Genomic DNA, 12,103 nt, shown 5'->3' on the forward strand with positions numbered 1-12,103 from the left:
TATATGGCTAACCATCCAGAAATATCATTTGTAAGTCCGGTTTATAAAGCAGAAAACATACTGGAAGAACTTGTGTCTGAAGTTCAAAAAGTTATGGCTAAGTTGAATAAAACTTACGAGATTATTTTAGTAGACGATAGAAGTCCAGATGATAGTTGGAGAGTAATGAAAGCACTTTCGGCAAAATTTCCGGAAGTAAAAAGTATAAGATTAAGCCGAAATTTTGGACAACATCCAGCGATAATGGCAGGCTTATCTTCGGCCAAAGGCAATTGGGTTGTGGTGATGGATTGTGATATGCAAGACCAGCCTAAGGAAGTAGAGAAATTATATAATAAAGCCTTGGAAGGATTTGATGCAGTGCTAGCGCAACGGATAGATAGAAAAGATAGTTTCTTTAAGAGACTATCTTCTAAACTATATGCAAAAACATACGCCTATTTTACCAATACTAATTACGATAACACTGTAGCTAATTTTGGGATATACAAACAAAAGGTTATAGCGTCTATTTTGGAGGTTAATGATTATATAAAATATTTTCCTCTTTTCGTAAAATTTGTAGGTTACAATACAATAGCTATAGAAGTTGAGCATAATAGTAGAGAAGATGGTAAGTCATCGTATTCAATAGCTGCCTTGGTTTCATTAGCCTTTAATACTATTATTTCATTTTCCAATAAACCATTAAAGCTTTTTGTAAAATTCGGAATGCTTATTTCGCTTATTTCATTTATTGCTGGAATATATACTATTTATAAATATTTCGAAGGAGCTATTGAGGTATTGGGGTATAGTTCGCTAATTGTTTCCATATGGTTTCTTTCAGGAGTTATTATTACTATTATTGGGGTTACAGGTATATATGTTGGTAAAATTTTTAATCAAATTAAGGACAGACCTGTCTACATTATTGATAAAACTATAAATGTAAAATAATGGGGATTACACTTTTTTTAATGTCTCAAAAGGGATTAGCAGTATTAAATGCTGTAATCGAAAATAAATTTACAGAAATTATTGATAAAGTAGTAGTGGGTACAGATAAAAACGTTGTTAATGATTTTAGTAAAAACATTGTGCAACTTTGTGAAAAAGAAAAACTTTCATATTGCTACAGATTAGATGATTATACTGTAAATACTGAATTTAGTATTGCTATATCGTGGAGATGGTTAATAAACCTACCAAAAAATAAGAAGTTAATTGTTTTACACGATTCACTTTTACCAAAATATAGAGGCTTTGCCCCCTTGGTTAATGCTCTTAAAAATGGAGAAAAATTTATAGGAGTTACTGCCTTGTATGCTTCAAAAGAGTATGATAGAGGAGATATCATTAAGCAACAAAAAATTGAAATTTTATATCCTATAAAAATAGAACAAGCCATTTTAAAGGTGAGTGCTTTATATCAAGAAATCGTAGTTGATCTTTTTAAAGATTTAAATAATAACAAAACCCTTGACCCTAAATCCCAGGATAATAGCGAGGCAACTTACAGTTTATGGTTAGATGAACAAGATTATAAAATAGACTGGACAAAGGAAGCATCTTACATTGAAAGATTTGTTAATGCCACTGGTTTTCCATATAAAGGGGCGAAGAGCGTTCTCAACGGAGAATGGGTTACTATTGTTTCAGTAAAACAAATTGAGGATGTATATGTTGAAAATAGAGATGTTGGAAAAACAATTTTTTTAAGAGAAGGGAAACCTGTAGTTGTTTGCGGAAGAGGTTTATTAATAATTCAGGAAGCAAAGTATAATAAAAACAATAAAAGTATATTCCCTTTAAAATCATTCAGAAACAGATTTCTATGAAAATACCCTTTAACAAACCTTACTTTACTGGAATGGAAACATTTTACATTGAAGATGCTGTTAAAAGAGGTATGATTTCTGGTAACGGTTATTACACCAAAAAATGTCAAGCTTTTTTTCAAGATACCTTTGGTTTTAAAAAGGCATTACTCACTACTTCCTGTACCGATGCTCTAGAGATGTGTGCTATATTGGCAAATATAAAGGATGGAGACGAAGTAATAGTTCCTAGTTATACGTTTGTTTCCACTGCGCTAGCTTTTGTACGTCAAGGTGCCAATATTGTTTTTGCCGATTCTAAAGCAGACAACCCAAATATTGATGAAGCAAAAATAGAAGCCTTAATTACTAGTAAAACAAAAGCTATAGTTGTTGTTCACTATGCGGGTATAGCCTGTAATATGGAGGCTATTATGAAAATTGCAAATAATCATAATTTATTAGTGATAGAAGATGCAGCTCAAGCTATTTGTTCGAAATATAACGGAAAGTATTTAGGAAGTATTGGTCATATGGCTACATTTTCATTCCATGAAACAAAAAATATAATTTCAGGTGAAGGCGGTTTATTGGCAATTAATGATGATCGATTTATTGATCGTGCTGAGATTATTTGGGAAAAAGGTACAAATAGAGCAGAGTTTTTTAGAGGAGAAGTAAATAAATATGGATGGGTTGATACTGGTTCATCATTTTTACCTTCAGAAATTATAGCAGCTTTTCTTTGGGCACAAATTGAGAATATTGATAAAATTCAAAAAAAAAGATTAGAACATTGGCATTATTATCATGATGCTTTAAGAGATTGGGCAGAAAAAAATCAAATTCAACTTATGCCAAAACCAAAAACAGAAACTAACAATGCGCATATGTTTTATTTGGTTTGTAAAACTACCAAACAAAGAGAGGCAATTATTAAACATTTAAAGTCAAGGAATATTTTGTCTGTTTTCCATTATTTAAGTCTGCATATTAGTCGATACTATATAGAAAGGCATGATGGGAGAAGTTTACCAAATAGTGATAAATTTTCAGAACGGCTATTAAGGTTGCCTATGTTTTATGAGTTGGATGTAAAGAGAGTAGTGGATAACGTTCTTGTATTTTAATATGAGGTATTTTAATAATGTAAGTATTCTAACTAAAACTCTATTGGGAGTTTTTATAGCTACTTGGGGTGTTAACATAATATACTCTAATATTGATTTTTCAATTGAAAACGTTGGAGATCCAGACGGATACTTTATTGCTTTTGACTTTTATTTAAGCCATGACTATTCTACTACTATTACGAAAGGCTCTAGCTATTTGTTTAATGTAGCTAATCATTTCTTTTTTAAATTATGTAATGATACTAAAACGGCATTCTTTCTAACGAACTTAACTTCACAATTGTTAGTTTTACTATTAGGCGTTTTGTTATTGTTAAGACTAAATAGAAAAATAAACTTTAAATTTTTTTATTCAGTTTTATCCATATATATATTAAACATTTTGAGCTTTAAAGCATTTAGATATTCTAATAATGATATTTTTCAAACTGTTTTTTTTATGCTAATAGTTTTCTCTTTTTTTTTAGTTTATTTCAGAGAAAAAAAATACTATTACTTGTATTTTATTATTGGCATTCTTTGCGGTATTTGTACATTAATCAGACCAACATCTCAAATTATAATAGTTGTTGCCTTGTTTTCAGTTGTTTTAATGGAATTCTTAAAGAAGAAACCAATTTTGTCCTATTCTAAATCTTTATTGTTTTTTTTAATTCCATTATTTTCAATAGTGGTTGTGTGTCATTACCCTTCAATAAAAGAAAAAGGGAAACTAGGCTTTTATGATAAAAATTTCAGTTCAGGGGCTAATTGGGTTCAACGTAATTATTTAGCCACTAAAAAAATGCAAGCTGGAGAGTTGCCCATTCATAAAAATTCAATTTTTAGAGCAACCCCTTTTTCCGCGGTAAATCAATACTTGTTAAAGAATGGTGAAAATTCACTTCCTAAAAATCAAAAAGAGTTTTTAATAAAAGATCCATTATTGATAGTTCAATTATCAGTTTACAATCTTGGTTTTTTAGCGTTAAAATATTTTAGATTTTATGGGTTTTTATTAATTTTTCCATTTCTATATTTATTTACCAAACCCTATTTAAGTTTACGCAAATATCCGTTTTACGTGTTTTTATTTGCAATGGTATTAATTTCCACTATTGTATTAACCTTAATGGAGTTTAGATGGGTAATAGGGTATGATATATTATTGTGTATATGTATTTTGGTAAGCCTGAAATATTTTAATACTACTTCATTAAAGAGTAAATTACCTTATATTTTAAATGGAAGTTTAATAATTGTATCTATTTTTAACATATTGCTCACATTTTTTATAAAATCTAGTTATTGATGCATATCGCCTTTTTAACCCCAGAATATCCACATCCAAAAATAGTATCTAGTGCGGGTATTGGCACTAGTGTTAAAAATTTGGTGGATGCTTTGGTTAAAAAAGGTAATGAAGTATCTGTTTTCGTGTACCAACAAAACACATCTGAGGTCTTTAAACAAGATAATATTACCATTCATTTAATAGCTAAAAAGAGATTTAAAATTTGTACTTGGTATTATTATCGAAAGCATGTCCAAAAGTATATTACCACCATTATTTCAAAAGAACATATAAGTATTATTGAAGCTCCAGATTGGACAGGTATAACTGCTTTTATGAGATTTAGGATACCCTTGGTGATTCGATTTCATGGTACAGACGCTTACTTTTGTAAATTGGAACAACGAAAACAAAAGTTTAAAAATTTTGTTTTTGAAAAATTGGCACTTATAGGCGCCACTGCTTATATTTCACCAACCCAGTACGCTAAAAAAGAAACGGCTAAACTATTTTCTTTAAATGAAGATAAAATATCAGTAATACCTAATGGCATTGATATTGAGGTTTTTAATAATGAAGAGCCTAATCAATTTATTGAAAAAACTTTACTTTATATTGGAACAATTATAAGAAAAAAAGGTGTTTTTGATCTTGTAGGTGCCTTCAATAACATAATTGAAGAAGCACCTGATGCTACCTTAATATTAATTGGAAGTGATAGTGCTGATGTAGAAACTGGTAGTAGTTCTACTTATCAATTAGTTCAAAAAAAGTTGTCTGAAAAAGCCAAACTAAATGTGAAATACCTAGGTAAAGTACCTTATTCCAAAGTGGTTACTTATATTAAAAAAGCGCATATTTGTGTGTTTCCAAGTTATGCAGAAACTTTTGGAATGGTAACCGTAGAATGTATGGCTATGCATAAGCCGGTGGTAAATACCAATATAGGTTGGGCTAATGAGATTATTGATGATGATATCAACGGTTATTTAATTCATCCAAGTGAAACTATGGTTTATAAGGACAGAATATTAACTCTTTTTAAGGATAAACCGTTATGTTTAAATGTCGGAAAATCTGCAAGACAAAAAGCGGAAAGTACTTTTAATATTGATATAATTGCAGAAAAAAATATTCACTTTTATAGATCAGTAATTTCAGAAAGTAAATATTAATGCGGGTAAAAATGCTAAAGCAGTTCTTAAGTAGAAAGAAAAAGGATTTTTTGATCTTTTCTCATTACCTGAAATACTTTAGTTTGAAAGAAAATAAAAGGAAGTGCATAGTTGTTTGTTTTGATGGTTTGTTTCCTCATGGAGGTTTGGTAGATCGTTTAAAAGGCATTGTTTCATTTTATCAAATAGCTAGAGAGCTAGATTATGATTTCAAAATTTTATTTGACAATCCTTTTGAATTGAAAATGTTTTTGGTACCTAATAGTATTGATTGGAGCATTAAAAGAGACAATATAAAATGGCATCCTACTAAAACAAGGTGTCTTTATTTTATCAATAATTTTGATGCGAATCCTTTGGAAATCATTAAAAAGTCGAAAGCAAATCGATTCTACGTTTATGCTAATATTGACTATTCTAAAGTCACTTTTCCCAACTTAAAGCAAGAAGATTTAGATGAGAATTGGCGCAAAAATTTTGATGCCTTGTTCAAAAAAAGTAACCTGCTTGAAGAAAAACTCAATGCTATTTCCGCAGAACCATTTATAGCCTTCCATTCGCGCTTTACAAGTTTAATGGGTGACTTTAAAGATACAACTACTAAAGTGCTCTCAATTGATGAAAAGGAACAACTAAGCGAAACACTATTGAAAATAATAGAAAGAGTTACGAAGGGAGAAGGAGAGAAAGCTTATTTGTTTTCTGATAGTATCAACTTTATACATAAGATTAAACAACAAATTAATATCAATACGGTTGATGGTAATCCGTTTCATATGGATAATTTTGATAAGGCTAAAAACACCGAAGGACATTTAAAAACCATGGTTGATTTTTTTCTTATGTCTAAAAGTAAAAAGATATATTTTTTAAAAGTAGCTCCAATGTATCATAGTAGTTTCTCTAAATATGCAGCTGTAATAGGTAACACAGAGTTTGAGCTTTTGGAATCATGATAATAATAGTACATCAAAATAAGATAGTCGTAAAAGTACTAGATACAAATTTGCATGTAGTTGATAATACTTGTATTGGACATACTATTACTAAATCTATTGTAACACTTTCGAAAAATTTTTCAGATGAATTAATTATCTGGTGCAATGAAAGCTATTTGAAAAATCTTAATATAGCTGAATTCTCTACTATTTTTCACCATAGACGTATTCTGGCTACCTATAATCCTTCAGAACACACTTTTTTGCCAAAACAAATAGGGTATGTAGAGCGTTCCTTCGTTTTAAAAATCAATAAAAGGGTAACCTATTCTACATGGTTTATGGATAGCAGTGTTGGCGGAATCTACGCTGAAGTGATTATTAGCTTAGAAGAACACTTAAATTTTAATGTTGATTTTGATTATTTTTTGAATTCTCTTGCTAAACGAGCTATAGCCGAAGGTTTGTTCTGTTATTCTGAGCCTAAATTATTATTAGAAAGCACAAAACCTATAACCAATACAGTACAGGCTTCAACGTATGTGCTATTTAAATTTGTAAAGCAACATTACAAATGGGTTTGGGTGTTTTTTCTTTTTTTATCCTATTTGATTTATGAAAGGAAATTAAAAGTATTATCGTTATTAAAAGCATTGTTTTATAAACAGTTGTGTGCAGATTTTGACTTAGAACAGATACCAGTTAAATCGAACAGAAAGGTTATAACTAAAAAGGAAATCGACGTAATTATACCTACAATAGGGAGAAAGCCATATTTGTATGATGTTTTAAAAGACTTATCTAACCAAACATTAAAGCCTAAAAGAATAATTATTATTGAACAGAACCCGTTGGAAGGCTCTATTTCGGAATTGGATTATCTAAGTAATGAAGATTGGCCTTTTAAAATCAAGCATATCTTTACACATCAAGCAGGGGTTTGTAATGCTCGAAATATTGCTTTAGAACACATTGAGAACGATTGGGTTTTTCTTGCCGATGATGATATTAGAATAAATCTAGACTTTTTTGAGAAGTCTTTCGAGGGAATTACAGCCTATGGTAATTCAATAATTAATTTTGCTTGCCTGCAACCAAACCAGAGTCAAATATATCTAAAAATACATCAAACCTCAGTTTTTGGATCTGGATCAAGTATGTTGAAAAATCAAGTTTTAAAAGTTTTAAAATTTAATACGGCGTATGAGCATGGTTTCGGGGAGGATAATGATTTCGGCATGCAGATACGTAATAAAGGTTATGATGTGATTTATTTCCCAAATATAAAAATCACTCATTTAAAAGCGCCCGTTGGAGGTTATCGTACTAAAATGAAACAGCCATGGGAGAATGAAAAATTTCAACCAAAGCCTTCACCTACAATTCAATTGTTGTATCAAAGTTATTTTACCAAAGCGCAAATATTAGGTTATAAATTATTGTTAGGTTTACGTAGTTATAAAAATAGTGCTACAAAAAATCCTTTTAAGTACATAAGAATTTATAAAGCACAATGGCAGCAAAGTGAATACTGGTGCCATAAACTTAAGTCGCAAAATTAATGCTTAAACTTTACACAAATACTAGTTTTTTAATCGAAACATATAGAAAAGATGTTTTTCCTATATTGTTTGATTTGGTGTTTAAAGAGAACGCTAGTTTGTTGGCTAAATATCAATTAGTTACTGAAATTTGTGAAGCTGATATTGTTGTCTTTCCAACAGATTATAGTATTTTTTTAAAGCACGAAACTGAATTTTTAGACTTATTGAAAGATGCGAAGGAGTATAAAAAACCAATTTGGATTTACACTGCCGGAGATTATGGTTTTACCAATTATATTTCAAATGCTTATACTTTTAGATTAGGAGGTTTTGATAGTAAGCTAGACCAAAAAACATTTATAACACCTTCGTTTATTAATGATCCATACGCCATTTATTTAAAACAAGAGTTCTATCCTCTGAAAAAAGAAGTTAAACCTAGTATTGGTTTTGTAGGGCATGCTCAGTCAGGATTTTTAAAATATTTAAAGGAATATAGTAATCACTTAAAATATAGATTGAAAAGAATTTTTAAGCAAATACAGGCAGATAAGCAACCTTTTTATCCTTCTAGCGTAAAACGCGCTAAGTATTTGAGACAATTGTCTTTGAATATGGGTTTAGAGTCAAATTTCATACTTCGAAATAAGTATAGGGCAGGTTTGCAAACCCCCGAAACCCAAAACGAAAGTACATCGCAATTTTACAAGAACATATTCGAGAATGCTTACACGGTTTGTTTGCGAGGTGTTGGCAATTTTTCAGTACGATTTTATGAAACCCTAGCAGTAGGTCGTATACCTATTGTTATTAATACAGATTGCAGGCTCCCTTTAGAAGATAGGATAGATTGGACCAAACACTGCTTAATTATTGATGAAAATAGCCGAAAACCATTAGGGGAGCATATTTTAGAGTTTCATAATAGTTTGTCTCATGTACAATTTGAAGATATCCAAAAATCTAATAGAGCACTGTGGTTAAACTATTTACATCGCGAAGCTTACTTTTTAGAAATATATCAACTATTTAAATCAAAGGTTTAATAATGGATATGTCTTTTTCACTAATCATCTGTACCTATAAGCGCCCTAAGGCGTTAGTGACACTATTGAATTCGGTTGTAAACCAAACCTCATACCCAAATGAAATTATTGTGGTGGATGGTTCTGAAGATGAAAATACTGAAAAGGTCTTATCTGAAGGAAAATATACAAATCTAAAGTATTTTAAAGTTGATGCACCCCATAGAGGTTTAACTAAGCAGCGCAATTTTGGGATTAAACAAGTAGATAATACTTCAAAAATTATATGTTTTTTAGATGATGATGTGGTGTTAGAGGTCGATTATTTCAGACAATTACTATCTACGTATTATAGCTACCCTAAAGCCCTTGCTGTTGGAGGATATATTACTAATGAAGTTAATTGGGAAAAGACAGATAACAGCAAAAGTTCTAAAAAGTTTTATTATGATGGATGGATGCGAAACGAGCCATCACGATTTAAAATAAGGCGAAAGTTTGGGCTTGCACCAGATACTAAACCAGGATATTTACCAACGTTTGCTCACGGACGTTCTGTTAGCTTTTTACCTCCATCTGGAAAAGTGTATATGGTAGAACAAATTATGGGAGGTGTTTCTAGCTACAAAAAAGAAGTTTTTGATACCTTAAAATTTTCAACTTACTTTGAAGGTTATGGGCTTTATGAAGACGCAGATTTTTCTCTAAGATTATCACTGCTAGGTGAATTATATATAAATACCAAAGCAAGATTAGCACATTTTCATGATGGTTCAGGGCGACCCAATCAATATAATTATGGAAAAATGGTAGTAAGAAACGGCTGGTATGTATGGCGTATAAAACATCCCAATCCAAACGTAAAGGCTAGAATTAAGTTTCACGTAACTTCGTTTTTGCTAACATTAATTAGAGCAAGTAACGTTTTAACTTCAAAGGAAAAGAAAAAAGCATTTACGGAAACAATAGGTAGAAGTGCTGGATGGTTTTCCCTTATATTTAACAAACCGAAACTACAATAATGCGCTTTTTAATCGTCACTCATGTTTTACACAAGAAAGACAAAACCGATTGGTTTGCTTATGCCCCTTATGTTAGGGAGATGAATTTATGGCTAAAATATGCTGATGAGGTAGAAATTGTTTCACCATTAACTGAAGAGGAATCTTCGGTAATAGATATTGCATATAAACACGATAACATTTTTTTTACTAAAATACCAATAATAGCGTTCGTTACAGTAGGGAGGAGTTTACTATCCCTATTGTCTATACCATTTATCTTATTGCAATTGTTTAAGGCCTGTAAAAGAGCAGATCACATTCATTTACGTTGCCCAGGAAATATTGGGTTATTAGGCTGTTTAGTGCAAATATTTTTTCCGAAGAAAATAAAAACAGCAAAATATGCCGGAAATTGGGATCCAAATGCAAAACAGCCTTTAAGCTACAAGTTTCAAAAAAGAATACTATCAAATACTTTTTTAACAAAACGAATGACAACTATCGTTTACGGCGAATGGGAAAATCAAACTAAAAACATAAAACCATTTTTTACAGCAACCTATAAGAATGAAGATATAATTGAGCTAACACCGAGAGATTACTCTAATAAATTAAACTTTGTTTTTGTTGGAAGTTTGGTGCAAGGGAAACGTCCATTATTTGCCATAAAAGTTATAGAAGCACTTCATAAAAAAAACTATAATGTTTCTTTAGATATTTATGGTGATGGTGTTTTAAAAGATGAATTAGCTTTATATATTGAAGATAAAACATTAGAAGGCATTGTTGCATTACATGGTAATAAAGACAAGGAAGCCATTAAGAGTGCTTTACAAACTTCGCATTTTATTATTTTAGCTTCAAAATCTGAGGGATGGCCCAAAGTTGTGGCTGAAGGTATGTTTTTTGGTGTTATTCCTATTGCTACATCGGTTTCTTGTATACCAGATATGTTAGGCAATGGAAAGCGGGGAATTTTAATTTCGGAAGAACTAAACGGCGCTGTTAGTCGTATTGAAAGCCATTTGCAACAAGAAGATAGTTTGATAGAAATATCAAAGTTTGCCGCTAGATGGTCTCAACGGTATACAATTGAGCGATTTGAAGAAGAGATAAAAAAACTAATTAAAGCTTAATGCGAGTACTTCAAATTATTGATACATTAGAAGCTGGTGGAGCAGAACGTGTTGCGGTAAATTTGGCAAATGCGTTGGTTGAAGAAGTTGATGAATCGTTTTTATGTGCTACTCGAAAGGAAGGTGCTCTAAAATCTATCTTAAAACAAGAAGTACAATATCTCTTTTTAAATAGAAGTTCTACTTTAGATATTCAAGCTCTAGTAAAGTTGCACAAATTTGTTAAACGGAACAATATCACACACATACATGCGCATGCCTCATCATTTTTTATTGCAACAATAATAAAATTTTTAAGACCTAAATTAAAACTCGTGTGGCACGATCATTATGGCAAAAGTGAGTTTTTAAAGCAGCGGCCAAAAACTATTTTAAAGATATGCTCAAGTTTTTTTGATCATATTTTTAGTGTAAATTATAGGTTGAAGGATTGGTCAGAAGAAAAATTAAAAGCAACATCTGTTAGTTATTTGCCTAATTACGCAGAGTTGGATAATCAACCTGAAAAAACTGTACTAAAAGGTGAAGCAAATAAACGGATTGTGTGTTTAGCTAACTTAAGACCACAGAAAGATCACCTCACACTTTTAAAAGCATTTCAACAATTAATTGGAATATATAACAATTGGAGTTTACATTTAATAGGTCAGGATTTTAGGGATGATTATTCTAAAGTAATAAAAGCTTTTATAGTTGATAGTGCTTTAGAGGAAAAAGTTTTTGTTTACGGGAGTTGTCCCGATGTTTCAGCGATTTTGAAACAATGTGATATTGGAGTACTATCTTCAAAGTCTGAAGGTTTACCTTTGGCATTGATTGAATACGGACTAGCTGAACTTCCTGTTGTAGCCACACGTGTTGGCGATTGTCATCTTGTGATTTCAGATGAAAAAGAAGGGCAACTAGTAAAACCTCAAGATGTTTTAGAGTTGAAAAAGGCACTTGAAAACTATATCAATCATCCGGAAAACGCTAAATTGGCAGGAGAGTTTTTGAAATTAAATGTAAAAAACAACTTTTCTAAAGAAGCTACAATACATAAAATTATTAGTATTTATAAATCTATTTAAGCTTTA

At 30.9% G+C, this 12,103-nt stretch carries 11 protein-coding genes; all 11 read left to right on the forward strand.

The genetic code is table 11. The annotated features are described in order from the left end of the window. The first annotated feature begins 3 nt into the window (after positions 1–3). The 11 genes from BMY39_RS05630 to BMY39_RS05680 all read left to right on the forward strand — a co-directional run bounded on the left by BMY39_RS05630 (position 4) and on the right by BMY39_RS05680 (position 12,097). Positions 4–939: a glycosyltransferase family 2 protein gene (locus tag BMY39_RS05630; RefSeq protein WP_092576834.1), complete on the forward strand. Its 936-nt coding sequence runs from the start codon at positions 4–6 to the stop codon at positions 937–939. Beyond that, positions 939–1,820, forward strand: coding sequence for a formyltransferase family protein (locus BMY39_RS05635; protein ID WP_092576838.1), 882 nt, complete (start codon positions 939–941; stop codon positions 1,818–1,820). The genes BMY39_RS05630 and BMY39_RS05635 overlap by 1 nt, the downstream gene beginning before the upstream one ends. Beyond that, positions 1,817–2,929: a dTDP-4-amino-4,6-dideoxygalactose transaminase gene (rffA, locus tag BMY39_RS05640; RefSeq protein ID WP_092576841.1), complete on the forward strand. Its 1,113-nt coding sequence runs from the start codon at positions 1,817–1,819 to the stop codon at positions 2,927–2,929. The genes BMY39_RS05635 and rffA overlap by 4 nt, the downstream gene beginning before the upstream one ends. A gap of 499 nt (positions 2,930–3,428) precedes the next feature. Beyond that, a complete protein-coding gene (locus BMY39_RS14970) occupies positions 3,429–4,223 on the forward strand; it encodes a hypothetical protein (RefSeq protein ID WP_143064741.1) in 795 nt (264 codons plus the stop codon). Beyond that, on the forward strand, positions 4,223–5,380 hold the full coding sequence (locus tag BMY39_RS05650; protein ID WP_092576847.1) for a glycosyltransferase family 4 protein: 1,158 nt from the start codon (positions 4,223–4,225) through the stop codon (positions 5,378–5,380). Before BMY39_RS14970 ends, BMY39_RS05650 begins: the two co-directional genes overlap by 1 nt. A gap of 83 nt (positions 5,381–5,463) precedes the next feature. Then, entirely contained in the window at positions 5,464–6,336 is an 873-nt protein-coding gene (locus BMY39_RS05655; protein ID WP_143064742.1) for a hypothetical protein, read from the forward strand. Then, positions 6,333–7,880 (forward strand): glycosyltransferase family 2 protein, encoded by a 1,548-nt coding sequence (locus tag BMY39_RS05660; protein ID WP_092576857.1) that lies wholly within the window; start codon positions 6,333–6,335, stop codon positions 7,878–7,880. Before BMY39_RS05655 ends, BMY39_RS05660 begins: the two co-directional genes overlap by 4 nt. Then, a complete protein-coding gene (locus BMY39_RS05665) occupies positions 7,880–8,908 on the forward strand; it encodes an exostosin domain-containing protein (RefSeq protein WP_092576861.1) in 1,029 nt (342 codons plus the stop codon). The genes BMY39_RS05660 and BMY39_RS05665 overlap by 1 nt, the downstream gene beginning before the upstream one ends. 8 nt (positions 8,909–8,916) lie before the next feature. Beyond that, positions 8,917–9,909, forward strand: coding sequence for a glycosyltransferase family 2 protein (locus BMY39_RS05670; RefSeq protein WP_092577723.1), 993 nt, complete (start codon positions 8,917–8,919; stop codon positions 9,907–9,909). Beyond that, positions 9,909–11,027, forward strand: coding sequence for a glycosyltransferase (locus BMY39_RS05675; protein WP_092576864.1), 1,119 nt, complete (start codon positions 9,909–9,911; stop codon positions 11,025–11,027). The genes BMY39_RS05670 and BMY39_RS05675 overlap by 1 nt, the downstream gene beginning before the upstream one ends. After that, complete coding sequence (locus tag BMY39_RS05680) at positions 11,027–12,097, forward strand: glycosyltransferase (protein ID WP_092576867.1); 1,071 nt, start codon at positions 11,027–11,029, stop codon at positions 12,095–12,097. The genes BMY39_RS05675 and BMY39_RS05680 overlap by 1 nt, the downstream gene beginning before the upstream one ends. The last annotated feature ends 6 nt before the right edge of the window (positions 12,098–12,103 follow it).

The organism is Hyunsoonleella jejuensis (assembly GCF_900111025.1).
GTDB classification, from domain to species: domain Bacteria; phylum Bacteroidota; class Bacteroidia; order Flavobacteriales; family Flavobacteriaceae; genus Jejuia; species Jejuia jejuensis.